This is a genomic window from Sphaerotilus microaerophilus (genome assembly GCF_023734135.1).
GTDB classification, from domain to species: Bacteria; Pseudomonadota; Gammaproteobacteria; order Burkholderiales; family Burkholderiaceae_C; genus Sphaerotilus; species Sphaerotilus microaerophilus.
Window position 1 is genome coordinate 3,849,125 of record NZ_AP025730.1, and the last position, 26,341, is coordinate 3,875,465.

General features: G+C 67.1%; 26 protein-coding genes. 16 read left to right on the forward strand and 10 right to left on the reverse strand.

The annotated features are described in order from the left end of the window. Positions 1–267 precede the first annotated feature (267 nt). From NGK70_RS16460 to NGK70_RS16485, 6 genes are all read right to left on the reverse strand, one after another. A complete protein-coding gene (locus NGK70_RS16460) occupies positions 268–1,437 on the reverse strand; it encodes a hypothetical protein (protein WP_251969587.1) in 1,170 nt (389 codons plus the stop codon). A gap of 2 nt (positions 1,438–1,439) precedes the next feature. After that, entirely contained in the window at positions 1,440–3,359 is a 1,920-nt protein-coding gene (locus NGK70_RS16465; RefSeq protein ID WP_251969588.1) for an ORC-CDC6 family AAA ATPase, read from the reverse strand. Continuing rightward, positions 3,359–4,465 carry a phosphoribosyltransferase-like protein gene (locus NGK70_RS16470; protein WP_251969589.1) on the reverse strand — a complete coding sequence of 369 codons (1,107 nt, stop codon included), beginning with the start codon at positions 4,463–4,465 and terminating at the stop codon, positions 3,359–3,361. The genes NGK70_RS16465 and NGK70_RS16470 overlap by 1 nt, the downstream gene beginning before the upstream one ends. Beyond that, positions 4,458–6,434, reverse strand: a complete 1,977-nt coding sequence (locus NGK70_RS16475; RefSeq protein ID WP_251969590.1) for an HAD-IIB family hydrolase — start codon at positions 6,432–6,434, stop codon at positions 4,458–4,460. The genes NGK70_RS16470 and NGK70_RS16475 overlap by 8 nt, the downstream gene beginning before the upstream one ends. Before the next feature lie 5 nt (positions 6,435–6,439). Then, positions 6,440–7,066 (reverse strand): riboflavin biosynthesis intermediates N-glycosidase, encoded by a 627-nt coding sequence (gene ybiA, locus NGK70_RS16480; protein WP_251969591.1) that lies wholly within the window; start codon positions 7,064–7,066, stop codon positions 6,440–6,442. Positions 7,067–7,376: 310 nt separating this feature from the next. Further along, positions 7,377–7,664: a hypothetical protein gene (locus NGK70_RS16485; RefSeq protein WP_251969592.1), complete on the reverse strand. Its 288-nt coding sequence runs from the start codon at positions 7,662–7,664 to the stop codon at positions 7,377–7,379. 263 nt (positions 7,665–7,927) lie between these two features. Here NGK70_RS16485 and NGK70_RS16490 point away from each other — a divergent pair, with 263 nt between their 5' ends. The 15 genes from NGK70_RS16490 (at position 7,928) to trbC (ending at position 20,412) form a co-directional block, all read left to right on the forward strand. Further along, positions 7,928–8,419 carry a lytic transglycosylase domain-containing protein gene (locus NGK70_RS16490; protein WP_251969593.1) on the forward strand — a complete coding sequence of 164 codons (492 nt, stop codon included), beginning with the start codon at positions 7,928–7,930 and terminating at the stop codon, positions 8,417–8,419. A 455-nt stretch (positions 8,420–8,874) separates the two neighbouring features. Next, complete coding sequence (locus NGK70_RS16495) at positions 8,875–9,228, forward strand: OmpA family protein (protein ID WP_251969594.1); 354 nt, start codon at positions 8,875–8,877, stop codon at positions 9,226–9,228. 81 nt (positions 9,229–9,309) lie between these two features. Further along, positions 9,310–9,702, forward strand: a complete 393-nt coding sequence (locus NGK70_RS16500; RefSeq protein ID WP_251969595.1) for a hypothetical protein — start codon at positions 9,310–9,312, stop codon at positions 9,700–9,702. Positions 9,703–9,732: 30 nt separating this feature from the next. Then, the gene (traL, locus tag NGK70_RS16505) at positions 9,733–10,032 is read left to right on the forward strand and encodes a type IV conjugative transfer system protein TraL (protein WP_251969596.1); all 300 of its coding nucleotides are present in this window, start codon (positions 9,733–9,735) and stop codon (positions 10,030–10,032) included. A 13-nt stretch (positions 10,033–10,045) separates the two neighbouring features. Continuing rightward, positions 10,046–10,609 carry a type IV conjugative transfer system protein TraE gene (gene traE / locus NGK70_RS16510; RefSeq protein ID WP_251969597.1) on the forward strand — a complete coding sequence of 188 codons (564 nt, stop codon included), beginning with the start codon at positions 10,046–10,048 and terminating at the stop codon, positions 10,607–10,609. After that, positions 10,599–11,558: a type-F conjugative transfer system secretin TraK gene (locus NGK70_RS16515; RefSeq protein WP_251969598.1), complete on the forward strand. Its 960-nt coding sequence runs from the start codon at positions 10,599–10,601 to the stop codon at positions 11,556–11,558. The genes traE and NGK70_RS16515 overlap by 11 nt, the downstream gene beginning before the upstream one ends. Further along, positions 11,555–13,075, forward strand: coding sequence for a TraB/VirB10 family protein (locus tag NGK70_RS16520; protein ID WP_251969599.1), 1,521 nt, complete (start codon positions 11,555–11,557; stop codon positions 13,073–13,075). Before NGK70_RS16515 ends, NGK70_RS16520 begins: the two co-directional genes overlap by 4 nt. Next, positions 13,059–13,922 (forward strand): DsbC family protein, encoded by an 864-nt coding sequence (locus NGK70_RS16525; RefSeq protein ID WP_251969600.1) that lies wholly within the window; start codon positions 13,059–13,061, stop codon positions 13,920–13,922. Before NGK70_RS16520 ends, NGK70_RS16525 begins: the two co-directional genes overlap by 17 nt. Then, the gene (traV, locus tag NGK70_RS16530; protein WP_251969601.1) at positions 13,919–14,515 is read left to right on the forward strand and encodes a type IV conjugative transfer system lipoprotein TraV; all 597 of its coding nucleotides are present in this window, start codon (positions 13,919–13,921) and stop codon (positions 14,513–14,515) included. Before NGK70_RS16525 ends, traV begins: the two co-directional genes overlap by 4 nt. Before the next feature lie 7 nt (positions 14,516–14,522). After that, the gene (gene traC / locus NGK70_RS16535; RefSeq protein ID WP_251969602.1) at positions 14,523–17,105 is read left to right on the forward strand and encodes a type IV secretion system protein TraC; all 2,583 of its coding nucleotides are present in this window, start codon (positions 14,523–14,525) and stop codon (positions 17,103–17,105) included. Positions 17,106–17,125: 20 nt separating this feature from the next. Next, positions 17,126–17,482 (forward strand): hypothetical protein, encoded by a 357-nt coding sequence (locus NGK70_RS16540; protein ID WP_251969603.1) that lies wholly within the window; start codon positions 17,126–17,128, stop codon positions 17,480–17,482. A gap of 8 nt (positions 17,483–17,490) precedes the next feature. Further along, positions 17,491–18,027 (forward strand): conjugative transfer signal peptidase TraF, encoded by a 537-nt coding sequence (gene traF, locus NGK70_RS16545; RefSeq protein ID WP_251969604.1) that lies wholly within the window; start codon positions 17,491–17,493, stop codon positions 18,025–18,027. Positions 18,028–18,138: 111 nt separating this feature from the next. Then, positions 18,139–18,720 carry a type-F conjugative transfer system protein TraW gene (gene traW / locus NGK70_RS16550; protein WP_251969403.1) on the forward strand — a complete coding sequence of 194 codons (582 nt, stop codon included), beginning with the start codon at positions 18,139–18,141 and terminating at the stop codon, positions 18,718–18,720. Positions 18,721–18,767: 47 nt separating this feature from the next. Beyond that, positions 18,768–19,748 carry a TraU family protein gene (locus NGK70_RS16555; RefSeq protein WP_251973808.1) on the forward strand — a complete coding sequence of 327 codons (981 nt, stop codon included), beginning with the start codon at positions 18,768–18,770 and terminating at the stop codon, positions 19,746–19,748. 10 nt (positions 19,749–19,758) lie between these two features. After that, entirely contained in the window at positions 19,759–20,412 is a 654-nt protein-coding gene (trbC, locus tag NGK70_RS16560) for a type-F conjugative transfer system pilin assembly protein TrbC (protein ID WP_251969605.1), read from the forward strand. Positions 20,413–20,521: 109 nt separating this feature from the next. Here the strand turns inward: trbC and NGK70_RS16565 are convergent, their stop codons facing one another. From NGK70_RS16565 to NGK70_RS26505, 4 genes are all read right to left on the reverse strand, one after another. Continuing rightward, a complete protein-coding gene (locus NGK70_RS16565; protein WP_251969606.1) occupies positions 20,522–21,667 on the reverse strand; it encodes a Fic family protein in 1,146 nt (381 codons plus the stop codon). Positions 21,668–21,843: 176 nt separating this feature from the next. Next, positions 21,844–22,929, reverse strand: a complete 1,086-nt coding sequence (locus tag NGK70_RS16570) for an IS630 family transposase (RefSeq protein WP_428985603.1) — start codon at positions 22,927–22,929, stop codon at positions 21,844–21,846. A 528-nt stretch (positions 22,930–23,457) separates the two neighbouring features. Beyond that, positions 23,458–23,703: a LysR substrate-binding domain-containing protein gene (locus tag NGK70_RS26500; protein ID WP_310742540.1), complete on the reverse strand. Its 246-nt coding sequence runs from the start codon at positions 23,701–23,703 to the stop codon at positions 23,458–23,460. Between the two features lie 18 nt (positions 23,704–23,721). Next, complete coding sequence (locus tag NGK70_RS26505) at positions 23,722–23,919, reverse strand: helix-turn-helix domain-containing protein (RefSeq protein WP_310742541.1); 198 nt, start codon at positions 23,917–23,919, stop codon at positions 23,722–23,724. A 226-nt stretch (positions 23,920–24,145) separates the two neighbouring features. Between NGK70_RS26505 and NGK70_RS16580 the strand changes: the two genes are divergently transcribed. Next, positions 24,146–26,299 carry a hypothetical protein gene (locus NGK70_RS16580; RefSeq protein ID WP_251969607.1) on the forward strand — a complete coding sequence of 718 codons (2,154 nt, stop codon included), beginning with the start codon at positions 24,146–24,148 and terminating at the stop codon, positions 26,297–26,299. Positions 26,300–26,341: the final 42 nt, after the last annotated feature.

Below are 26,341 nucleotides of genomic sequence, written 5' to 3' on the forward strand. Positions count from 1 at the left end.
GAGCGCATCCACTAAGCAATTGCAACGTCGGCAGTGACCATCCCGCCTTCAACCACACTCGGCTACGTACGGCTATGGGCTATTCGAGTCCGATACAACTCGAGCAACGTTGGTCGGCAGTGCAGAATCGTTCTTGAGTCTGACGATCGTTACTGCACTCATGGTCGTTCAAGGATGCGTTCGCTTCAAGCCGACTCCGCTGAGCGATTTGAAGCACAGATTTCGTCCTCAAGGAGCCATCACGACGACCCTATCAGCTCAGTTTGCTCAGCCAGCAACACCGTAAGCCTCGCCGGTCAGCAGTAATACAGACACCTCCGGCTTTGATTCCCGCAATCGATCCGCGGCCACCACGTAGCGGCGCGGCTCGGCATGGGGAATGGCCACGCCGAACTTGGACTCCAGATCGGACGGCCGCATCTCGAAGCACGCCAGTCCCGCGCCCAAGGTCAGCAGCTTGCTGCCAAGCGGCGTCACTACGAGTCGGCACCCGCCCAGGATCGTCATGCTATCTTGGTATCGCTTCATAGCGCCGAGCAGTTGGCGGTAAGCCTCAAACGGCTGCGACTCGTGGGCATGCAGGATGTTCGATGTCGGCGTACGCCGACTGTCAAAAAGGGCCTCGCGGTACTCCATCAGCAGCCGATCGGCGTGGCGCGGATCCTTGGAGGGATGCGGCACCACCGGGCACACCTCCGCCTCCGAGGGGATCGAACCACCGATGCGCAGCAGCTGGTTGACCCGGCCCTCCCCCAGCACCGGAAACCACACGAGCGGCCAGTCCTGGACACTCTCGGCCTGCCACGCTGTGAAGAATCCCGGAATATTCAGGAGATCATTGCTCGGGTCTTCGGCGCGGATCTGTCCGTCCAGCCGCACGTCCTCGGCCACCAGCACTTGGAAATTGACACCCTCGGCATGCAGCGGATGAGCCTCGCCCTCCCGGATGTGCTTGTCTGGGACCAGCTTGTGCAAGATGGTCGTGAGCAAGGCGAGGTAAGTCGCACGCGGCAGCGAACTCACGTCCAGGATGATGTCCGTCTTACCTGGTACCTCCTCGAGCACCCGGCGGACGCGCTGGCGCAGCGCGTCGCTGGCATTGGCTTCCTCGCCATCGACGACTTCGATGGCCACCGTCACCGTTGGGCCCAGCGGCGAGAAGGCGGCTTCGAGCGCCACCGCGTTCTCTTCCGTGAGCTGCGCGATGCTCTCATCCAGCTCATAGCCGTGGAAGTCGAGCAGCAGCAGCTTGGCACTCACCGTGCGGCGCCCAGCCCCTTGCTGCCCCGCCACGAACTCACGCATGACCGTTTGAGCTCGCAGGTCGAAGCCGCGGCCTGCGATGTACAGCAGTTCGACCGGCCGCTCCTTGAGCAGGTTGTCCCACAGCTCGTGCACCGCACTGCCGCGACGAAACACATAGTGATCCCACAGCATGCTTAGATGGCCTCCACGTTCTTGCGACCGCTGGACGTGTGCCGCCGTTCCATCCATTTGACAAGCTCGCCCGCCGAGACGTCGCGCCAGCCGCCCATCTGTAGTGGCAGACCGTAGGCGGCGCACAGCGACCGGTTCAGGTAGAAAATCGTGCCGCTATCTCGCGAACCCGTGGCCTGGGTTTCCCGCTGAATGAGCAGATTCTCCGCCGCACACTCGGCCAGCACGCGCCGCAGCGTGGCACCGGCCGGTCCCATGGGCTGCGTCGGCGCCGACAGCTTGGCCAGCTCCGAGCGAGACAGGCGCACGCCAGTGACCCCCGGGGCATAGGGAGCGTTGGGCGCAAAAGTCTGGTCCTGGCAGAACACACCGATCGAGTCCAGTAGTCGCTGCGCTCGCGCGCCTTCGGAATGTGCCTTGGGTATGAACTCCCTCCGACGGATCGCGGCCTCCCGCAGCAGCTTGTCCTGTTCCAGCGGCGAGAGGACAGGCTCGGACTTGCGCAGCACCTGCTTGGACTGCAGGCCCACATAGAGCGCCGCCGCCAGCGACAGCAGCTCCTCGACGTTGTTCGTCGCCAAAACGCACAGGCGATCGAACCCGAAGTAGTAGGGGATGCCCAGCTCCTTGTGCATGAAGAGCTCTGCCGCTCCCCGCAGCGCCGAACTGTCGCGCCCTTCGAGCTCCTCCGCAGTGAGAGTCAGGTCCAATGAGAGCTGCCGCTTGGACTCGTCGCGCACGAGCAGGATGCGGGTCACGTACAGCTCGAGCAGCGAATCCAGGTTTTGCTCACCGGAAAACTGGTCCGCCCTAGCCAGCCACTCGGTATAGCGCTGGTTAGACTGGTGCCGCTGGACCTCGCTGCGGAACCGCTTGATGCCCTCGGCCACCTGGTCACGGACTTCATTGCTGATCAGCTTGTCGCGCAGGCACTGCGTGAACGAACCGACCGGCACGTTGTCCTGATTCTTCATGCGGCGGTCGAGGATATTCTGCGCATAGCTGAGGAACTGCACCGCTCCCTTTGCATCACCCCACATCTTGTCGAGGTTGTACTCCCTAAGCTCGCGCCCCTGGCGGATCCCCTGCGACAACAGCTCCGTACCCAGCGCGATCGTGCGCTCGGCCAGCCAGATGGGGATCAACGGGCGCATCACCACCAACTCGTCCAGCATCAACTCGCGCTGCCGGCGACGCAGCTTGTGCATGTCGTCAACCATCAGCAGGCGTTGCTCGGCTACCGGACGGCCCTCGTGAACGAAGCGGATTGACTGGAGCCACAGCACGCCCTCGAAGCGCACATGCGGCGGCAGGCTCTCTTCGGCCGGCCCTGCAAAGCCATCGAGCTGCGCGTAAATGCGTTGCTCGTGCCGCTCGGCCCAAAAGGCCAGTTCCTGGGCGTTCGCCAAAACGGGAATGCCCTGCAGCGACGGCACCGCGGCGTGATCCAGCGTGATGTCCGCCAGTTGTCCTGGGGCGCTCATCCCCAGCAGCGTACCCAGGCTTCGCAACGTGCGGAGCACGATGCGGCAGTCCATCAAGGCGCGAAATAGGCCCTCCTGCTGAAGGCCGACGCTCGCGGGCAGGTCGGCATACCCCGCCGCACAGTTCAGGTAGACCCCAAGCAGTTGTGGCCGATCGCCATCGCTGAGCAGCCCGCGATTGAGCAGCTTCTGGAATGATTCGGACAGCTCGGGCCGGTTGCGCGAGTTCCAGAACGCCCGCAACGCCGGCGGCGTAAAAGCTCGCAGCAAGGTCGTCTTGCCTGCGCCGGGCGCGCTCCGGAAAATGTGCACAGCGCCCTCGAAGGCATCCTCGGCGAGCCGCTCAAGAATCTTCGGCGAGAACAGCCGAACGAACTCCATGTCCGACGTCGTACGTTCGGACATGCGCTCGAGGAAGGGGTTGGGACTGTAGGCCATCAGAACTCCCGATGGCGGCTGACTCGCGGGAACAGTCCATGGGGCTTGAACTGCTCCGGCCCCCACAGTAGGAACACCGAGTTGTTGGGCGTGTTGTGGTTCAACACCACGGGAAGCGCGCAGCCTGCAAATCCCAGGCTGGCATCGTCGGTGCCGCCGACCTTAAAGTGAATGTCGACCACCCGGTCGTCGCGATACGCCGGATTGGCCAAGAAGGCCTGCAACGTCACATCGCTGGCGCGCAACAGCGACACCTCCGGTTCCAGCGGGCAGAGCACACGCAGCTGCAAGGGCTTGAACCCGCGGTCCGTGGTGAAGCGTTCCGACCAGTATTCGATATGGTCGATGGCCTGCCGTGTGGCCGTGTACAGCATCAGGAAGACCTCGTAGTGCGACGGATCGACCACGCCGCCTTCGTGCAGGCGCTGGTAGATCTTGGGCAACTTGCCCTTGAACTTGCGCGATGCCGCGTCGTAGCGGATGTAGGTGTTGCCGCTTCCGGAAAAGTCGTCGAGCAGCCAGATCAGGTTGAAACGTGGATCGGATCGGGTCAAGCCCGCCTTCGCGAGCGATTCCTTCAGGTCCTTGAGCATGTCGGCGGCCTTCTCCTCGCCGAGCTCGTAGGCCTGCCAGATCTGCTCGTTGCCGATCTCGCCGTCGCTGGCGCGGCGCAATTCGTTGGTACGCGCCCCATCGCTCAGGCCTAGGTACAGCGAGGTCAGCCGCAGTTGCTCGAAGCGCCGATGCCGTGCAATCTGCTGGACCCGATGCGACGGGATGTCGAATTCCTCCGACACGAGTCGCATGCGCTCCTGGACGATCCAGTCCTGGTAAGCGGTGCGCACCAGGTGCGATAGTTCCGCGTCCGAGATGAAGACGAGGTGGTCCAACACCAGGCGCAGCCCCGTGCGCCGGTCCTCGGGCTCAAACTGGCGCAGCCACAGCGCAAGACTCTCGATGAAACGCCGCCCGGGGCCGAAGCGTTGGTACTGGTCGTACTTGAAGTCCGCCAACAGCTGCAGGTTGGGCAACACCTGCGGCACCGCCTCCAAGTCATCCCAGCCCATGACCTTGGCCAGCAGCTTGGCGGCATTCTGATCATGCATGGACTTCCCCTCCGTCAAGACCGGCCTGCGGCAGCTGGACCCGGAACATGCCATCTTGCGCGTCCATATGCTCGAGGTACCACAGCGTCGCATCCACGTCGCGCTTCTCGATCGGCGCGAGCTTCCAGCCGCGATCCAGCCGCCGCGAAGGCAGATCCACGCTGAGCGAGTACCGGTGCTCCAGCAGCGCGGCGTCGTTGCCCGGCCATGCACCTTGGTCTCCCATCGTGAGGATTTGGTACGGATCCACGTTGTCCTGCTGGATGATGGCCGCGACCAGCGCGGACTTGCTGACCCCTTCAGCCAGGATGTCGACGGAGTGCTTACTGCGCACCATAGTCGATAGATCTAGCCCCGCCTGGCGCAGCGCGTCTGCGATCACAAACCACATACCTTCAGTGGCTATCCCCTCGCGAAAGCGCACGCTGACCTGGTAGGGATGGGTGGTGCGATGGGCGTCGATCGGCACGCCGAGCGACTTCAGCCGCACGACGATCCGCGTCACGTGGCTGAGAAATTCGCTCGTCTCCTCGGGCGGCGCGGGCGATACATCTGCCGTGGAGATCCAGCCGCCGTTGTACAGGCCCAGCCGAATCTTCGTCAGCACGCCCTCCGGCATCACGGCGGCCAGACATTCCTGGATCGACCCGCCACGCCCCGATGCCACGCCAACGACCACCCCGGCATGCACCAGGCGAACCAGGTGGCTGACCACCTCTGGCGAGGGCGGGCCGTCCCGACTCTGCGAACTGCACAGCGTGCCGTCATAGTCGAACACCACTGCCCTGAAGCGCTGCGCCCGCAGCGACGCGGTGAACGCCTGCGCGGCACGACGCATCTCGCCGTGGTCACGCCGCGCCGGCCAGTGCGCTCCGAGGACTTCGTACTTTGAACTCTCCTCGGCAGGCGCGTCCGCCTTGGGCAGCGGGATCATGTCGTGCAAGTTGGTGTAGTGGATGGCGCGTCCGTAGCTGGGCACCTCTGGGCGCCCCGGATCCTTGCCCATCAGCCTGCCGACAGCGGCCACCATATGCATCTGGGCCACCAAGCCCGCAATCAAGTGCACTGGTTCGCAGCCGCCCAGCGGCATGGCGAGCGTAGGAATTCCGGCCGGGAACTGCGCGCGCATGCCCTCCCACAACTGTCCGAGCGACGGCTCGATGAGCGCCAGGATGGCGCACTCCTCAGGCCGCTGCGCTAGCCACAGGTGGCGGCCGTGCGCGTACGACCTCAGGTCCGCCAGCTGCACATGAAGCAATGCCCCCTCGGAGAGCTTGGACTCGAGATCCGTCGCGATGGGCTTGAGCAGCGGCGAATAGACCACGGTGAGTGCGCCGCGCCGCACCGCCTCATCCAGAAACGGATGTGCCTCATCGATCCACTGCTCGACGCTGCGATCGCCGACTTGCAGTCCTTCCACAGACGCCGGCATCTGGCTAGGGCGGCAATTGAGCTCGGCGTAGGCTCGTGCAACGAGCACCGCATCCAGCAGCAGGCTGTTGGTAGCCAAGTAGCCGTCCTTCTTGGCCAGTTGGAACACGTAGGGCTTGACGCCGGGTAAGGCCCCTACGTGGCTCATCAGCGTGCTGTCCTGCCGGTTGGTCAGTACGTGCACGGGGCGTGAGCTGAAGCGGCGCGCGCGCTCCAGCGCCTCGACAATGTCCGGGTTGTTACCCTCCGCCGAAACAAGGAACACTGGGCTCGATGACGCCAACGCCGGACTGCAGATGATCTCCAACGGCGTGGAGGGGCGCGACACACGCCCCGTGTAGGTCTCATGCAGACTGCACAAGAGAGATGCAACGGTGAACGAACCGCCGGATCCCACGCCAATCAGGCTGCATTCGGCCGCGCTGGCGACGGCCAGTTTCAGGGAGTCGATGTTGGCGGCGCAGGCCGCCGCATAGCTGTGCCCCAGCTCGGCCAGTTCGCCCTCGTAGTGATTCGGCACTGTCGCAGATGCAACCATGAGGTTCAAACCGCTGCCGGTGCGCGCGTCGCAACCGTCGTCGCGCCGGCCCGCGCCTTGCTGGTCGCCCGTGCAGGCTTCGCCTTCGCCGCTCCTGTTTCCTTGGAACAGGACTCGCGCAGTTCCATCAGCATCACACCCAGCATGTTCTCGCCCTTGCCGTCGACCTCGCCCCACAATCGGTTGACTGCGTTGTTGACGGTCCCCACTTCGACGAGCCTCGCGCTCCCCGTGGACATCAGAAGCTGCCGAAGGTCCTCGTGCTGGTCGAACTTGGCCCGCAACACCCGGCGCATGCGGTCGAATTTGGTCTGCGCCCAGTCCGGCGCGACATCCCACACGTACAGGCCGTGCGCAGCCATCGCCGCCAAGGCAGGTGTCGGAGCGCTCAGGATCCAGTCCCGCACGGCCGGTTTGCGGGCCTTGCCCGCTTGGTAGGCGTGCTCGGAGGTAGGAAAGACCACGCCCTCGAAGATCACCGGCCGCCGGTACAGGTTGCTAAAGGCACCGTATGGCTTCTCGTTCGCTCGGTAGAACCGGATCTCCGCTACAACTGCTGGGTTGGAGCCATCAGGCGTGCCTGATTTCTTCGTCGAAAGACGGATACGCGCCGTCGGCGGCGTCTTGGTCATTGGGTAGATTCCTTGGCAAGTTGTTCAGGACTCAGCCCCAGCGCACGGCAGTGGTCAAGGATAAGCACTTCCAGGAGGCTGGTGAGGCTGCGACGCTCCCGCAAGGCTGCAGCCTCAGCTGCGGCCTTGATCTTCGGATCAATGCGCACAGTGAGCGTAGCGGTCTTCACTTTTGGTCGACGCGGTATGACCATGGCGTTACAAATCGAAGCGTGAGTTCCGGAAAATGTACTGCATCATGCAGTGCACCAAGTGAAATGCGCTCACCATCCGAGCTGGATCGACAATGCGCCTAACAGCGCTTGACACATCATCGGACTTCCTCGTCCGACCACGACACGCAGTCAAGGTAGGGAGAGCATTCAAGGCCTGCCTGAGGCAAATGACTCAATGCCCCATCACGATAGACCAGGCAAAGCAGTGCGAAGGCTGCCTCGTAGCGAAGAGCTTTCAATAACGTTGCACAGCAGCCCACCGGCACCTGCCCGGCAGCTCCAAACTGAACCGAGTCGCTCAGGATCTCCAGTCCAACATCACCGGCCTCGATCACCTGCCTTTCGAGGTCAGTCGTCTCGAGGTGCAGCTTCGCCTCGGTCACCGGTCACTCAACGCAGGATGGCCTTCGAGGTTGATCGAATGACCTGCGTCGCCCACCAAGTCCTGGCCGGACTCTGCAACGTCTTGTGTGCCACGGGCACCAGACTCCAAGGGCGGTCCCACAAAGTCAGCGCACCGCTCCCTCCCAACTTCGAAACCCCCCTCACACCACCGCCATTCCGCCCCTGACGTGCCAGGCCGGCCCGCCTACCCTTCAGTCAACCACCCGCCATCGCGCAGGGTGGCCAGAAGGGATACCGGGCCATGTTCGTTGCTCCCACCACGCAGCTCGGCGCTGACCGGCTGACGCTGGCTCTGTCGCTCAGTTTGAGCCTGCCCGCCTCGGCCTGCTGGGAGGCCGCCGGCCAGCGCCACGGTGTGTCGCCTGAACTGCTGCACGCCATCGCCCAGGTGGAGTCCAGCCTGGACCCCGCTGCCGTCAACCGCAGCCACCTGGCGCGCACCGGCAGCTACGACATCGGGCTCATGCAGATCAACAGCAGCCACCTGCCGCTGCTGGCACGGCACGGCATCTCGCGCGACGACCTGTTCGACCCCTGCACCAACATCGAGGTCGGTGCCTGGCTGCTGGCTCAGTCCTTTGCGCGCCACGGCACCAGTTGGAACGCCGTGGGCGCCTACAACGCCGCCTGCACCCAACTGCAGGGCGCCGATTGCCGGCGCACCCGCAGCCGATATGCCTGGCGGGTCCATCGGCGACTGAACGCGCTCGCAACACCGGAGGGCCAGCGATGAGACACGTTGCCATCCCTGCCCAACGTCAACCGATCCGGGTCGCGCTCCTGTCGAGCCTGACCGCGGCCCTCCTCGGCGCCTGCACGCTGCCGGAGCCCGACCCGCTCGATGACCCCTCCCGTTACCCGCCGCGGCGACCTGATCCTCCGGTGGCACATCATCAACGGGTTGCGCAGGTCGGCTTTGAGCGCCAGGCCGCCTTCGAGGTCTGCAGCCCACCAAACTGCCCCACGGTCACCCGCAAGACACTGGCGGCCCATCGACCCGTCGACGACCGACCGCTGAACTCACCCCAGACGCCGGCCCCTTCACTGCCCGTGTCACCGGCTCCAACACCTGCCCCCGCAGACAACGTTGTGGCTCCAGAGGCGGTGGCCCGCACACCTGTAGCGCAGCCTCCAGCACTTGAGCCCCCTGCGGCCCCGACCACGGCCCCCGCCAAGCCGGCCGCTCCCATGGCCCCGCTCCGCAAGCTCACTCTGCTGTTCAACTCCAACAGCGCCGAGCTGACCGCCGGCCACCGCGGCCAGCTTCAGGGCGCCCTGGGTGAGTTGCGTCGCGCCGAGCGGCTGATCATCTCCGGCCGGACCGACGACCAAGGCAGCGAGCGACTCAACCAAGCACTGGCGGTCAGCCGCGCTCTGGCCATTCGTCGCGAGCTGCTGAGCCTGGCACCGGACCTGCCGGCCCGCATCGAGATCGATGCCCGGGGACGCTGCTGCTACGTCGCGGCCAACAAGGACGAAGACGGACGCGCCCGCAACCGGCGGGTGGAGCTGGTCTACACGCCTTCCACCGCGCCGTCCTGAAGGCATCTGCGTGTGAACGCTGCCTGAACCACCGATCCCGCCCGCGCCGGGCCTCGGCGCACCCACGCCTGGAGAACTCCCATGCTGCACCGCCCGACCTTCCTGACCCGCCGCCAACCTCCTGTGCGGCGCCCGCTGCGGGCTCTGTCTCAGACCTTGCGCCTGCACCAACCCGCACAACGCTGGGGCCTGCTGGTCGGGCTGGTCCTGGCCATCGCACTGGCCTCACCCAGCCATGCGCTCGACCTGGTGGCGTTCTCCGGCATCACCGGCCCGATGACCTCGGCATTGACCCAGATCGCAGCCCTGGGTCCTGGCATCAAGGCGCTGGTGGGGTTCGTGGGCTTCGTGGTGGCGCTGATCTCGCTGGCCGCGCTGCGCAATTTCGGGCCGGTGCTGTTCTATGTCGGGCTGGCCATTTTCGGTGCGGTCGGCCTGGTGATTGCCGGCGCCATCATGGGTGCGGTGATCTGACGGCGGCACGCCGACCACAGGAGCCCTGCGATGCTGGCCGACACCTACATCCCGCGCCGCCTGGACGACCAGTGGAAGATCGGCTTCTGGGACGTCGACGTGGCCGCACCGCTGCTGTTCTTCGTCTTCGTCGGCTACCTCTCCGGCACGCGGGTGGCCTTTCTCGCGTGCATGGGTGTGGGCATGCTGCTGTCGCGCTCGATCGCGCGGCTCACGGCAGACAAGCATCCGGCCTTTGCCATCCACTGGCTGTACTGGCACCTGCCGACCAGCCCGCTGACGGCGATGTCGGCCACGCCCCCTTCGCACCTGCGCCGCATGGTGGGCTGACGGGGAGACTGCCGTGGACTTCAACCGACTCGATGGCGACCTGCGCGATCTCAGGCGCCGCAACCGGGGCCTGTCCTGGGGCATCGGCCTGCTGGCCGCGGGGCAGCTGCTGGCGCTGGTGGTGATCCTCAACCTGCTGGGCAGCACCCGCACGGTGGTGGTGCCGCCCACGTTGCACAAGAGCTTCTGGGTGCAGCGCGACCGCGCCAGCAGCGAGTACCTGGAACAGATGGCCGCCTTCCTGGCCTGGCTGGTGCTGGATGTCACCCCGGCCTCGATCGACTGGAAGAAGGACCTGATGCTCGGCTATGTCGAGCCCGAGCACTACGGCGCCCTCAAGACCCGCCAGGAGGTGGAGGCCGAGCGACTCAAGCGCATCAACGCCACCACCACCTTCGCTCCCCAGCAACTCATCACCAGCGAAGACCAGCAGAGCGTGGTGGTGCGTGGTCGCCTGCGCACCCTGGTCAACGGCATGGAGACCAGCCACGAGAGCAAGACCTATCGACTGGCCTTCGGCTACTCGGGCGGGCGCATGCACCTGCACAGCTTCGAGGAGGTCGGCGATGCGAAGTGACCTGCCATCCGTCCCAGGCCGCGCCAGTAGCAGCGCCTGTAGCCGCGCGGTTTGGGCCCTGGGCCTGCTCACCGCGGCCAGCGCTGCCAGTGCCTTGCAGGTGGTTGAGACCCGCGATGGCGTGACCGCCGAGGCCCTGCTGTCGATCCAGGAGCCCACCCGCATCCGCATCGAAGGTGCGGCCATCACCGATGTGTTCGGCAACCTGCACTCCAGCCGCTGCGACAGTGGTGGTGGTGGTGGTGGTGGTGTTGGTGGTGGTGCAGTCCCAGGCCTGGGCCACCTGGGCACCCCGCCCGGCGGCGTCAGCCCGGTCGGGCCCGCATTGGGCAGCGCAGCGGTCAACCCACAGGGCGAACTGGTGCTGGAGTGCGACCGGGACAAGGGCGAGATCTATGTGCGCCCGGTGCACACCACCGCCACCAAGCCGATCAACCTCTTCATCTCCTCCGCGCAGGCCACCTACACCCTGCTGCTGCGCCCGGCGGACCTGCCGGCCGACACCATCCTCATCCGGGACCGCTCTCTGCGCCCACCCACAACACAAGGTCGGGGAGGCCCTGAAGGTCCGGCACCGAGCCATCTGCGTTCGATGAAGGCCCTGCTGGTGGCCATGGCCGGCGAGCGGGTGCCGCAGGACATCCGGGTCGAGGAAGTCCATCGCCCGGTGCAACTCTGGGCCGAAGCAGGCATGCTGCTGCTGCGGCGATTCGAAGGCCGAGACCTGATCGGCGAGCACTACCTGCTGCACAACATCAGTGCCCAGCCGATGGTGCTGGCCGAGCAGGAGTTCGATCGGCCGGACGATCCGTTGGGACCTGCGCGTCGCAGCGATCGGGGCGGACCGGGATCTGCGCGGGGCCGGGTGGTGGCGGTGTCGATCGAACAGCACAACCTGCTGCCCGGCGCCAGCACCGCGGTCTATGTGATCCGGCGGAGCCTGCCGTGAACGGCCCCGCCCTGTCGGCCTGGCCCACGCGGCTCATCGGTGCCCTGCGCCGACGCTGCGCAGCACTGGGCGAGCGCCTGTCGCCGCGCCAGCGCCAGTTTGGTCTGCTGGGGCTGATCGTCGCGGCAGCGGTGCTGCTGCTGTGGCTGGTGCTGTCGATCTCTGAATCGGGCAAGGCGGCCGCGCAGGTGAGCACAGGCTCCACCTCCAGCGCCAGCCCGGTGGCCGCCAAGGCCAGTGCGATCACCAACATCGGTGTCCTGGCTCCCGGCGCACAAGTCAACCCGGTGGACCAGTGGGTGGGCACGGCCGGACGCAAGCTGGCCCAGTACGAGAGCGAACGCGACGAACAGACCCGCCTGAACAAGGACCGCCAGGCCTTCGAGGCGCGCACGATGCAGCGCTTTGCAGAGCTGGAGCAGCGGCTGCAGGCGTCGGTCAACGCGGCGTCCCAGGCTGCTGCGGCGACTGCGCCCAACGCCCAGGCGCTGCGATCGGTGGGGCCGCAGTTGGCTCCCGTCCCACCACCACCCTCGCCCTCTCCCGTCCGCAGCCCGTCGCCACAGACGGCAGACTTCCCGCCCGCGGCCAGCCTGCCCCAGCCCACGCCCCTGCGTCGAACGACCGGACCGGCGGGCACGGCCCTGGCCGAGCCGGTCTGGCCGCAGGGCCCAGCGCTGCCCCCTTCGCCACCGGTTCCCACGATCAGCCGGGTGACGCTGGCAGATCACTCGGCCACCCCAGGCACGACCACCGCGGCTGCCGGAGCACTCCCGCAGGCAAGCACCCACGAGCCGCCCCTGACCACCTCATCCTTCCTGCCAGTGAGTTTCACGCGCGGCGTGCTGCTGGGCGGGCTGGATGCCCCCACCGGCGGGCAGGCCCAGTCCAACCCGCACCCGGTGCTGATCCGCCTGTCCGACACCTCGGTGCTACCCAACCGGGTTCGCGGTGACTATCGAGAGTGCTTCGTCATTGCTGCAGGCTATGGCGACATCAGCTCGGAGCGGGCCTACCTGCGCACCGAGAGCCTGTCGTGCGTGCGCAGCGACGGCGCGGTGCTGGAGCTGCGCATCCAGGGCAGCGTCTACGGTGAGGACGGCAAGGTGGGCCTGCGCGGTCGGCTGGTGACCAAGCAGGGCCAGATGCTGGCCAACGCGCTGCTGGCCGGGGTGGTGAGCGGCATCGGCCAGGGCGTGGCCACCGCCAGCACCAACGTCAGCAGTTCGGCCCTGGGCACGGTGGCTCAGCTCAGCGGCCAGGACGCCCTGCGCGCGGGCATGGGCAGCGGCGTGGGCAGGGCGCTGGACCGGCTGGCGCAGTACTACATCAAGCTGGCAGAGAACACCTTTCCGATCATCGAGGTGGATGCCGGCCGCGAGATCGACGTGGTGATCACCAAGGGTAGCCGCATTGACCTCCCCGCGCCGCCGGGGCCGCGGTCCGCAGGCAGCGGCCAGGCCCGCACACCCCGAACCGAACGGAACCAGGAGGCTGGCGATGACGCTGACTACTGAACCCCTGCTGCGCCGGGCTGGCGTCAGAAGTCTGGCGGCTTGCTGGGTCACTTGTGTGACCACCTGCTGCGCCACCGCTGCAACCGCGGCGCCCGCCAAGCCTGAGAACCCAGAGACCCGGTTGCTGGCAGAGCTTCGCCGAGCCCACCCAGGGACCACGTTCTCGTCCGCCCAGACCACTGCGGTGCCAGGCCTGTACGAGGTCTGGATGAACGGCAACGTCGCCTATGTCTTTGCGGCCCGTCCGCGCTACTTCGTGTTCGGCCGGCTCTTCGACACCCGCACGATGACCGACCTGACTGCGCCGAAGCTGGCCCGGGCGAACAGCGCCCTCCAGCGGACCGCCTCGACCGATGGATCCCCGACACCCGCGGCTGCGATCGATCTGCGCCAACTGCCGCTGGCCGACGCATTGCACCGCGTCCGGGGCAGTGGCCGGCGCCAGCTGGTGGTTTTCAGCGATCCGGGCTGCCCCTTCTGCCGTCGGCTGGAAGAGGAGCTGGCGGGCATCGATGACCTGACGGTGCACACCTTCTTGCTGCCCTTCCAGGGCGAGGCGCTGCCCATCCAGCTGTGGTGCTCCGCCGACCCCCTGGGCAATTGGGATCGGCTGATGCACAATGGTCTGCCCATCGAGGACCGCTCCGCCCCGGCGGGAACACCGCGCTGCGATCACCCGATCGACCGCAACCTGGCCCTGGCGCGCCAGCTGGGCATCCGGGCCACCCCCACGCTGGTCTGGGCCGACGGCAGCCGCAGCGAAGGCCACCTGCCGCGTGAACGCATCGAGGCCCGGTTGAACAGCGCCGCCGCAGGCCCCAGAACCGCCCAGGAGCGCCAACCATGACGCCAGACGCCACCCCTGCGGTCACCCTGGTGATCGCCTCCACGGCCCTGCTCTGCGGCTGCGAGAGCCTGTCCGGGCTGGGTGGCGGCTCCCGCTATGCCTGCCAGGCTCCGGAGGGCGTGGCCTGCCAGTCGGTGTCGGGCACCTACGCCAACGTCGCCGCCACCGGCCGCGCGGCGTCTGCGCCCGATCCAGCTCCGGCAACGACAGCGGGGACGCGGGCTGCGCTCACCCGCACCGCAGCACCTGCAGTTGCGCCGGCCCCTCAGGCCACAACTTCCCCGCTGCGCTCGGCCTCGCGCGTGCTGCGCCTGTGGATCAAGCCCTGGGAGGACCTTGACGGGGACCTCTTCGACCAGGGTTATGTCTACGTCCAGGTGGACAGCGGGCTGTGGCTGCTGGACCACCTGCAGCGCAGCATCCGGGAGTCCTACGCGCCACTGCGCCCCCCGGTCACTCCTCCGGGATCACGCGAATCACGCGATGGGCCTGCCGCTGCAGCAGGTACTCCCCCCTCCCTGCAGAACCGACCGCCAGGGATCCAGCGCCGCGCTCCAGCAGGGACTGCGGACGCTCTGGATGACAACCCCTGAGGTGAACATGGCCGCAATCGCTTCATCTCAGCATCGGACAGGTCGCACCGACAACGCGGCGGGCCTGCTGGCCCGCCTCGGCCTGGGGGGTGAGGCGATGTCCCCGGCCGAGCAGTTCGCCACCTGGCTGCCCTACTCCGCCTACCTGGGCGCCGAGCGGCTGTTCGTCAACCGCGATGGCCTGGGTTTTCTGCTTGAGGTGATGCCGCAGTCCGGCGCCGACGATCGCATGGCCGAGGTGCTGGTGTCGCTGTACGCCAACTGCCCGGCGGGTGTCGGGGTGCAGTTGCACCTGTTCGCCTCCCCGCACATCCGCGAGCAGTTGCGCCGCTATGCCAACCTGCGCATCGAAGACGGCGACCAGGCCGAGCAGGCGCACCAGTGGGGGCGCCCGGCGCGCAACGACAACCTGTTTCGCAAGCTGGCACGCCAGCGGGTGGGCCACCTGCTGCATGGCGCACAGCATTCGCTGACCACCGGCTTCCACTACACGCTGCGGGATTTCCGGCTGATGTTGAGCGTCACCTGCCCGGTGGCGCTGGAGGCGGCTGCGGACCCGCAGCATCGGGAGGCGGTGCTGGCGCTGCGCGATTCGATGGCCTCCACGCTGCGTTCGGCCTCGCTGCCCAACCGGGTCTGCGATGCGGCCGACCTGATCAACTGGTGCGCCCTCTTCACCAACCCGGACCGCATCGCCCAGACCGATGCCCCGGACCTTCACTACGACGACGGCCGGGAGCTGCGCGACCAGATCGTCGACTTCGACACCATCCAGGACCCGCTGCCCAGCGGCCTGCGGCTGTGGAAGGAAGGTCGAGACGAAGCGCTGGAGCTGCGCTTCTATTCGATCAAGAGCTTTCCGGAACGCTTTGCGCTGTGGCAGATGGGCTCGCTGATCGGCGACCTGATGCAGCCGGCGCTGCAGTACAACGCGCCCTTCCTGCTGACGCTGGGGGTGCACATCCTCGACCCCAACGTCACCAAGTCGGTGGTGACGGCCAACCACGTGCGGGCGACCCAGAACGCCAAGTCGAAGATGGCCGACGTCATGCCCGACGTACGCAAGAAGCTCGACGACTGGACCGCCGCAGCCGACGCGATCGACACCGGCGGCAGCCTGGTCAGCCTCTACCACCAGCTGGCGCTGTTCACGCCCCCCGGCAAGGCGGTGCCCGCCCACGAAGCGGCCAACGCGATCTGGCGCGGCCGGGGCTTCCAGCTCAACGCGGACACCTACATGCACCGCCAGGCGCTGCTGGCCAGCCTGCCGATGACGCTGTCCGAGCGCTTCCACAAGGACCTGGCCAAGATGCGCCGGGTCTCGCGCAAGACCATGGCCAACGCCATCCACCTGGCGCCCCTGGTGGCGGAGTGGCGCGGCACCCGCACCCCGGCGCTGGTCTTCGGCGGACGGCGCGGCCAGCTGATGACGCTGGACATCTTCGACAACGACCTGGGCAACTACAACTTCGCGATCATCGGCGCGCCGGGCTCGGGCAAGTCGGTACTGATGAACGAGATGGCCTGGTCCTACCGCGCCATCGGCGCCAAGGTCTGGATGCTCGACCTGGGCCGTTCCTTCGAGAAGCTCTGCCGCAAGGCCGGCGGCACCTACATCGAGTTCAAGGCGGACGTCGACATCTGCCTGGACCCCTTCAGCCACGTCGTCGACATCCACGAGGACATCGACATGCTGGTGCCGGGCATTTCGAAGATGTGCTCGATGCAGCACCCGCTGGAGGAGGTCCAGTACAAGGCCATCTCGGCGATGGTGCTCAAGCTCTGGAAGTCCTACGGCCAGGAGCTGCGCATCACCGCCTTGCGCGACGCCTTCAAGGACGGCTCGATCGAAGAGCTGGGGCTCAACGGCGACCAGCGCATCAAAGACCTGGCCGTGATGCTCAACCCCTACGCCCGGGGCGGCCAGTACGCGCGCTTCTTCGAGGGGCACAACAACGTCGATTTCAGCAACGACTTCATCGTCATCGAGAACGAGGAGCTCAAGCGCCGACCGGACCTGCATGCGGTGGTCAACATCCTGCTGCTGCACCGCATCACCGGCGAGATGTACCTCACCCGCAACCGGCGCAAGGTGCTCTTCGTCGACGAGCTGAAGCAGCAGCTGGGCGACATCGGCGCCGACGATCCGGTCAAGGCCGCGGTGGTGGAGGAAGCCGCCCGCCGTGCCCGCAAGTACGGCGGGGCCCTGGGCACCGCCACCCAGAGCGCCGACGACTTCTACAGCTCCACCCAGATGGAGGCGGCTTTCAACTGCTCGGACTGGGTGTTCCTGCTGCGCCAGAAGCCCGAGTCCATCGAGATGCTCGACCGCAAGGGGCGGCTGACGATGGACGAGCCCAAGAAGCGGCTGCTGAACTCGCTGCGAACGGAACCGGGGGCGTTTTCTGAGCTGTACATCTCCTCGCCGGTGGGCGAAGGGGTGGCGCGCAACATCCTGGATCCGGCCACCCACCTGCTGTTCTCCAACAAGCTGGAGGACAACGCGCCGATCGATGAGCTGCGGGCGCAGGGGCTGAGCATCGACGAGGCCATCGGCGAGCTGCTGCGCCGGCGGGGGCATGTGGCATGAACGCGCCCTTGAGCACCAGCTTGCTCCAGAGACTGTGGCAGCTGATGCTGCCGACGCTGGTCACCGCCGCGGCCCTGTACGCCTACGACCGCTGGCAGGTTCAGCCGGCGCTGAAGCTGGCGGTGGTGGACGTGGGCGAGGTCTACCGCAGCAAGGAGGCCGAGTTCACCCGCCTGCTCACCCGAGCCGGCAGCGATGAGGAGCGGCAGCAGGCCCTGGAGGTGGCCCGCCACTTCGCGCAGCGCCTGCCGCAGGCCCTGGATGAGCTGGGCCGGGAATGCGGCTGCCTGGTGATGATCCGCTCCGCCGTGGTGGCGCCCTCCTCGCGCACGATCGACTTGACCGGGCGCCTGCGGGCCATGCTGGAGCGGCCATGAACGGGGCCATGCGCAGACTGCTTCGGCTGCGGGCCTGGTTGGCGCCACTGGGTGCACACCGCCGGGCCCTGACGGCGCTGCTGCTGATCTGGGTTCTGGCGGCGCTGCGTCTGTTCATCGATCCAAGCCCCCGCCTGCCCCTGCTGTTCAACGTCACGCCCAGCCTGCCGCACCACCTGGTCTGGCTGCGCCAGGACGGTACCGCATTGCGCCGCGGGGACCTGGTGGTCTACCGCTTCGAGGGTGACGCGGCCGCGGACCGCCCGGGGCTGCGCGGCCAGCCCTTCTTCAAGGTGCTGCGGGGATTGCCCGGCGACGTGGTCACGGTGTCGGGCCTGAGCGTCGCGTTGAACGGCGAGCCGATGGGAATGGCCAAGTCGCGCAGCTTCGATGGTCGCGCCCTGCATCCGATCGCAGCGGGGGTGATCCCGCCCGGGCACTTCTACGTGCAAGGCACCGGGCCGGACTCCTTCGACTCCCGCTACAAAGAGAGCGGGCTGGTGCGCGCCGACCAGGTGCTGGGCACGGCGGTGGTGCTGTTTTGAGGAGGCCGCATGAAGCCCTTCGGTCGGTTGGCTCTGCGCCGGACGTTCTGTCTCTGCAAACGGACCCTGTGTTTGCTGGGCTCGGTCAATACGGCCCTCGCAGCAGGCGCGGTGGGTCCAGCTTCCAACAGCGACCTCGGTGTGATCGGCCCCACCTACGCCATCAGCGAACCCCACCTGTTGGAGGAAATCCAGCACAAGCTGCGGGCCAAGGAGCGCAGCGGCGAGCTGCAGCGGCTGATGGAGGATGCGCGCCGTCGCGGCATCGCCACGGTGCGCAACCCTCCACCGGTGGAGGGTCTGCAGGCCACCCGGCAGGCGCGCAGCTTCCATGTGGACCCCAGCTTCGTGCTGGAGCGCAACCTCACCGATGTCCAGGGTCGTCTGTTGTTTGCAGCCGGCACCCGCAAGAACCCGCTGGAGGTGGTGTCGCTGTCCAAGCGGCTGCTGTTCTTCGACGCCCGCGATAGGCGCCAGCTCAACCAGGCGCAGCAGCTGGCCCGCCAGCATGGCGCGGGCCTCAAGCTGATCCTGACCGGCGGCTCCTACCTGGAGCTGATGAAGGCCTGGCAGGTGCGGGTGTACTACGACCAGCAGGGCACGCTGACCCGGCGGCTGGGCATCCGGCAGGTGCCGGCGCTGGTGTCGCAGGAAGGGCTGCGGCTGCGCATCGATGAGTTGGCGCTGCGATGAGAAACGCCTGGCTGCGTCCCCTGGCCATCGCCGTCCTCGCCGTTTGGATGCTGCTGGGCGAAGGGTCCAAGGTGCAGTCGGCCGACAGCCTGACCTGCACCGGCCGCTTCCCGAACCCGATCACCGAGATCTGCTGGAGCTGCATCCTGCCCATCAGCATTGGCAGCATCACGATCGCCAACATCGATGGACAGGAGGACATCGACAACCCGTCAAGCCCGGTGTGCAGCTGCGGCCTGCACCCGACGGTGGGGTTGTCGATCGGCTTCTGGGAGCCCGCCCGCCATGTGGAGGCGGTGCGCAAACCCTTCTGTCTGGCCGCATTGGGCGGGATCGACCTGGACCCGGGTCTCGCTGCGCCTGCGGCCGCGCGATTCACGCGCGCGGAGGGAGACGGGGATGGCGGCAGCTTCTACCAGGCGCACTTCTACGTGAACCCGGTGCTGTACTGGCTGGAGGTGATCACGGACTTCCCTTGTCTGGAGAAGGGCTCTTTCGACCTGGCCTACCTGACCGAGGTGGACCCGCTGTGGAACGACGATGAGCTGACATTGATCCTCATTCCGGAGGCGGTGCTGTTCGCCAACCCGGTGGCGGTGGCCGCCTGCGCGGCGGACTGTGTGGCGGCCACGGTGGGGTTTGGGATCGAGGCGCTGTTCTGGTGCGCCGGCTGCCAGGGCGGCGTCTACCCGCTGGACGGCCATGTGCCGTACCACATGGGTGGGGTGCGCACCGCGGAGCTGATCGCACAGCGCCTGACCGCCAAGATGCACCGCGAGCTGCTGGCCTGGGGCTGGCATGGTCACGCCGGGCTGTGTGGGCCGTACTTCCTGCCGACGATGGACAAGACGGCCTACAAGACCCAGCTCACCCACCCGGTGGCCAACACCGCCAAGGACGGTGGCCACTGCTGTCAGCCCTTTGGGCGCAGCACCGTCGTCTGGGGAGCAGGCAAGGAGTTTCCGGTGCGGGGGGAGGATTTTGCGTTCCTGCTGTTCAGGAAACGCAACTGCTGCCCGGGGTTCTGAGGAGAAGGCGATGGGCGCTGCGACGTTTCTGAAGTTCTCCACCCTGTTGGTCGGACTGGCAGCCTGGAGCTGCAGCTGGGCAGGAGAGCCCCCGGTCACGCCGGCCGACATCGAACGGGCCCGGCAACAACATCGCATGCCCAGCGAGGAAGAACTGGCCCGGGTGCCGATCCCCCGGACGCCCCGTATCGATGCCCTGCCACAGCCCGCCGCCCGAGCCCCGTTGGACCTGGAGGCGCTGGCCAAGGGCTTCGAGCTTCAACGCGGCCCCACGCCGACGGTGCAACCGAGAGGTCCCCGCCTGCTGGTCTTCATCAGCCTGGGGATGCCGAAGGCGTCGCTGCAACGGTTGGTCACCCAGGCGGCCCAGGCCCACGCAACGCTGGTGCTGCGAGGGCTGCACCAGGGTTCGATTCGGGAGACGGTGACGCGGATGCACGAGCTGATCGGCTCGCAGCGCGTCGCCGTCCAGATCGATCCGACCGCATTTGACCGGTATGGGGTGGTTCAGGTGCCGACGTTTGTGCTGGCGCGCGGAGGCAGGCCAGAGGCCGGATGCGTGGCAATGACCTGTGCGGTCGGGGAGCGGTTCGGGAAGGTGGCTGGGGATGTGAGTCTGGGGTATGCGCGCAGTGTGCTTGGGAGTTGGGCTGAAGTGCGATAGGGGACGGTATGGACGGCCATGACTTGTCTGTCCACCACAAAGCCATCCGGCGATCCGTCCGAGCGTCGCAGTTGCAGGCCCATCTCAGATGGATCTGGGCAGGGGTTCCCTAGGTGGACTCTGGCACCCACCCCGGCAGATTGATGTAGTAGCGCGTTGAGCGGCCACCACCCACCTGCTGGAGCAAGCCCAACGCCTCGAGGTCGATGAGTTCGCGCGACGCCGTCGCCCGCGATGCACCCGTGACGCCCTCGTACTTCTTCGTGCTCATGCCGCCGTCGAAACCACCCGGTCCGGCATCCAGCAGCAGGTTCATCACCTTGCGCTGGCGCTCGCTCAGGGTTGTGCGGCCGTGGTCCAGCCAGAAGCGGGCCTTCACGAGGGTGTGGTCCACCACCGTCGACGCCTCTTCGCAGGCGGCCTGCATTTGCTCAACGAACCAGCACACCCAGTGCGTCACGTCAGGGTCGCCATGCTGGGCGCGTTCCAGGTTGGCGTAGTAGTCGCGGCGACGATCGAGCAGGCGCTGGGATGTGCGGAACTGGCGACTGGCCTCGCCGCTGTCGCGGGCCAGCAGCAGGTCGACCAGCACGCGCCCGAGGCGGCCGTTGCCGTCCTCGAAGGGGTGGATGGTCTCGAACCAAAGGTGTGCGAGCGCAGCCCGGACCCAGGTGTCCGGTTCGCTGGCGGCGTTGAACCACCGTAGAAGGCGTTCCATCTCCTCAGGCACCCGGCCCGACGGCGGTGCCTCGTAGTGCACCTCCTCCCGTCCCACACGACCACTGACGATCTGCATCGGCTCGCCATGCTCGCGGTAGCCGCCGACGCGAATCTTCGTCATGCCCGAGTAGCCGGTGGGAAAGAGCGCGGCGTGCCAGGCGTGCAGGCGCTCGTGGGTGAGCGGGTCGTGGCAACGCTGGACCGCGTCGTCCATGATGTCGAGCAGGCCTTCCACGTTGCGCGGCGCGCTCGGCCCATCCTGCCGGCCCGTGCCCAGCCGCCGTGCGACCGAACTGCGCACAGCGGCCAGGTCCAGTCGTTCGCCCTCGATGGCCGAGGTGGCGAGCGCATCCTGGCTCCAGGCTTCCGCGGCCAGTTCGAGGCGCTGTTCGAAGCCCAGGACCGCCAGCTTGCCTTCGACCAAGCCCTGCGCACGCCGCGCCTTGGCCAGGACCTCACCGACACGAACGCGGTCGTACCGAAGATCGGGCCAGTCCGGGTGCTGCCAGAGGTAAGTGGATGCGCGGGCTTTCATGCGGTGAGGTGGAGATGAGTCGAATGTTCGTCATTATCGACTCAACATTTGAGCTGAATTCGAGGTCTATTCGACTCCAGAGTTGAAGCCGATCCGTCGCAGCCCGCCGTGGCGGGACATCACCGATCGTTGCCACGCAAGAGCCTGACCGCCATGGACAGCCTCCCCAAGGTCCGCTAGTGCAGTGTTCCATTCTGTTTCCCACTTAACCGGGAGTTGGCGCGAATGACCTTCTGCAAGATGTCGCGAGCGCTCTTGGTCCAGATGAACGGCTTGGGACTGGTGTTGTGATGCGCGACGTACGCCTTGATCGCCGCCTCCAGCTCGCCCACGCTGGTAAACACGCCGCGCCGCAGGCGTTCGGTGGTGATGTCGCGGAAGAAGCGCTCCACCATGTTCAGCCAAGACGCCGAGGTCGGCGTGAAGTGCATGTGGAACCTGGGGTGCTTGGCCAGCCACGCCTGCACCGCCGCGTGCTTGTGGGTGGCATAGTTGTCGGCAATCAGGTGCAGGGTCTTGCCCTTGGGCGTCTCGCGGTCGATCTGGCGCAGGAACTTCAACCACTCGGCGTGCGTGTGCCGCTGCTGGCACTGGCCGATGACCGTGCCGTCAAGCACGTTGAGCGCAGCGAACAGCGTGGTCGTGCCGTGGCGCTTGTAGTCGTGCGTCATCGTCTGCGCACGACCCTTCTTCATCGGCAGGCCCGGCTGCGTGCGGTCCAGTGCCTGCACCTGGCTCTTCTCGTCGCAGCACAGCACCAGGGCGTGCTCGGGCGGGGACATGTACAGCCCCACGATGTCTTCGAGCTTCTCGACGAACTTCGGGTCGCGCGAGACCTTGAAGCCACGCACCAAGTGCGGCTTGAGCCCATTGGCCTGCCAATGACGCATCACCGTGCTGGGGCTGACCTGCAGCACCGCAGCCATCTTGCGCGTGCTCCAGTGCGTGGCGGCCTCGGGCTGGCTTTGCGTGGTCAGCTCCACCAGCTTGGCCACGTCCACCTTGACCGGCGGTGCCCCGCGCGGCAGGTCCCGCTCGATGCCCGCCAGTCCGGACTTGATGTAGCGCTGGCGCCAGCGACCCGCCGTGATCCGGTCGATGCCCAGCTCCTGGGCGATCTGCAGGTTCTGCAGGCCTTGCGCGGCCAGCAAAACAATGCGCGCACGCTCGGCCAGTCGAACGCTGGTCGCCTTCGAATGCGCCAGCCGGATCAACTCAGCCTCCTCCTCTTGACTCAACTCGATCGCAGGGGCAACTCGCACTTCCTGGCTCCAACTCTGTCCGTAGTAGACCATTGGAGTCGTGTTGTTCAATTAAGTTGCTTCAACAATCAAACACTACACTAGAGGTTCGACGCTCCAGTGGGTTGACGCCAGCGACCTGTACATCGGAACCGAAGCGCGATTCCTGTGGGGTGACTGACCGCAGGAGCCGCGCCGCGAACGCGTGACCGCTCCCAGCTCACTTCCACGCCACCGGCTGTGGCCTGGCTCTTTCGACCCGGACCTGCAGCGTCGCCGACAGACTGGATGCAGACCGTCAGGATGCGAGGGCCAAAGGCGGCGGGCGCCGATACCTGCCTTTGGCCACCTCGCCGGGCGAAAGACCGCTGTACCCCAACGGACTAAACCAGGCATCTGACGACCAGGATTGGTAGCCGCAAAGCAGCCATTGGCGAGGGGGGCGCGCGGCTGGCTGAGTCAGCGCCGCCAGCCGCTACTTGAACTCCAACCAAAGGCTATACAGACGTCCGAAAGCGTTGCTTCATGCGGCATCGACCCAAGCCTGGGTCAGGTCGTCCACGGTGCGGCGGGCATCGCGGTCAGCACCATGTCCAGCGAGCCGCGCTTGACCTGCGCCGCCAGCACGGGCGACGTCACCACCGTGAGTTCGAGTTCCAGCTCCCGGTGCATGCCTCGCATGCGCTGAATCCAGTCGATCAGCCGGGAATGCTGCACCGACTCGATTGCGCCAACTCGCAGCGACACCGGGCGCGCGCTGCCGCCGCCCATCTCGGCCTTGGCCTCGCGCTGCAACTGCAGCAGCCGGCCGGCTTAGTCGTGGAAGCGCGTGCCGGCGGCCGTGAGGCGAATCTGCTTGTCGCGGCGGTCCAGCGGCACGCCCAGCTCCGCTTTCAGTGCGGCGATGCGGCTGGACATGGCCGACTGCGTGATGAACAGCTTCTCCGTCGCGCGCGACACGCTCTTGAGCGCCACCACACAGCGGAAGGCTTCGACAAAGCGCAGGTTCATGTGTGGAGAGCCCCCGGTGCCGGCCGCGGCTGCGGCCGCCCGCGTTTTACCAGCCGCGGACCCCGCCCGGCTGGCGTGTGATGCACGCGGAGCACGCGAGCCCGAGGTCCGGGCCTCACGCGAACCGTTTGATGCAGGGCAAGGTCTGGCTCTTGCGGAAATGGGCAATTTTGATAGCGTGGGCAGTCATCCCTGACAGGGTCCGGTGAGACTGCGCGGGAGGCCGATGGACCACGACGAACTCGCGCGCCAAGTGCGCGAAGCGCTCGTATACGCCGAGTTGATCTGGAGCCGCTATCGCGACCACGGCGCGGCAGCGGACCTGAAGGCGGCGACGCACACCTATCGCAAGATCCTGGCCGACCCGACTGTCGCTGCGGAATTCCCGGCCGCGGTCCAGTCGGCACAGGCGAATCTGGCCCTGGCGCTGCTTGATGTGCACGCACTGACCGGCGAGCCGCGCTGGCTGGACGAGGCGATCGACCTGACCGACGCTGCCCTGGCGCTCGAGCCGGATGCGGCCGCCGCGCCGGGTGGCACCCCGGCGGCGACAGGCCACGAGGGCCGGATGGCGGTGCTGAACACGCGCCATGTCGCGCTCATACGGCGCCACATGGCCACGCGATCGAAGGCCGACTTCGCCGCGGCGGACGCCGCGGTGGCCGCGATGAAGCAGCTGGCCCCGGACTCGCCGCTGGTGCGCATCAACGGCGGCAACCAGGCCATGCTGCGCTTCGACGCCACCGGCGCCATCGACGCACTCGACGATGCCATCGCCGACTACGAGCGCGCGGCGGAACTCGCCACGCCCGCGGAGCGGCTGCAGGCGCTGGGGGCACTGGCCGGTGCGCTGGTCGAGCGCCACGGCTTGTACCGATCGCTCGATGACCTCGCCCGCGCCTACTCCGCCGAGCAGGAGGTGCTGGCAGCGCTGCCTGCGGATTCGCCGCTGCACGCGCAGCACAGCATGGTACTGGGCAACATCCTGCTGGCGCGGCACGAGGCCGACGGCAACCTGGAAGCGCTCGACGCGGCCATCGACACCTACGACCGCCTGACCGCGCTGGACAAGGCGGAGTCGCGCAACCAGTTGCAGAACGTCGGTTATGCGCGATTCCTGCGCTACCGCCACCGGCGCGACGTGCGCGACCTGGAACTCGGCATCTTGGCCTGCTCGCAGGCGATCACCGGCGACGACGAGAAGAGCCCGCCGCAAGCCACCCCCGGCCGGCTCACCAACCTGGCGCTCGGCCTGGGCGAGCGCTGGCGCCTGAAGGGTGACGCGGCCGACCTCGCGCTGGCGCGGCAGTGCTTTCGCGGTGCGGTCGCCGATGGGTTGAGCGTGCATCCGAAGGTGGCCTTGAACGCCGCCGTCGACTGGGGCGCGCTCGAGTCCGAAGCCGGCGAATGGGCGGCCGCGCACGAGGCCTACCAGGCGGGGATTTCTGCGCTGCAATCGCTGTTCGAAGCCGGTGTCGGGGGCGATGCTCAGGAGGTCTGGCTGTACGAAGGCCGTGGCTTGGGCCCGCGCGCGGCCTACGCCGCCGCGAAGGCGGGCGAGCCCGTGGCCGCCGCGCTGGCCATTGAGCGCACACGCGCTGTGGCGTGGACACGGGCGCTGCGCCTCGACACCGCCGATCTCGACCGGGTAGCCGCCGTCGACGCTGCGCTGGCCCGGCGCTATCGCGAGGCGGCGGCGCGGCGTCGCTCGGCCCGGCCGCAGGACGCGGTGGCGGCCGCACGCGAGCTGGCCGCGGTCATCCAGGCGGTGCGCCAGCGGCCCGGCCTGGAGCGCTGGCTGGTGCAGTCCACCCTGGCAGACCTCGAAGCGGCGGTCGGTGAGCAGCCAATCGTCTACCTGGCTGCGGCCGATGGCGCAGGCGTGGCGCTGATCGCGACCCGCGCCGACGAGGGCTTCCACGTCGACGTGCTCTGGCTACCCGAGCTGACCGACAAGGCTGTCCGCGAGCGGCTGCGCGGACCCGACGGCGCTGGCGAACTCGGAGGCTACCTGGCGCTATACGAGGCCTGGATGCACGCCAACGATGTCGCATACGAGGCCGCGACCGAGGCCTGGTCGGCTGCGCTCGACGGCCTGATGCGCTGGTACTGGGACGCCGCGATCGGCCCGCTGCTGGCCGCGCTGCCGGCCGGCACCGAGCGGGTGCAGCTGGTGACACCGGGCGCCCTGGGATTCCTGCCGCTGCATGCGGCCTGGGTCGAAGATCCGGCGCGCCCCAGCGGCCGGCGCTATGCGCTCGATGTCGTGGCATTCAGCTCGGCGCCCAATGCCGTGGTGGCGGCCATGGCCGCAAGCGCAGCCCTGCGCTGCGAATCCGCAGCACCGTCTCTTCTGGCAGTCGAGAACCCGCTAGTGTAGTGTTTGATTGTTGAAGCAACTTAATTGAACAACACGACTCCA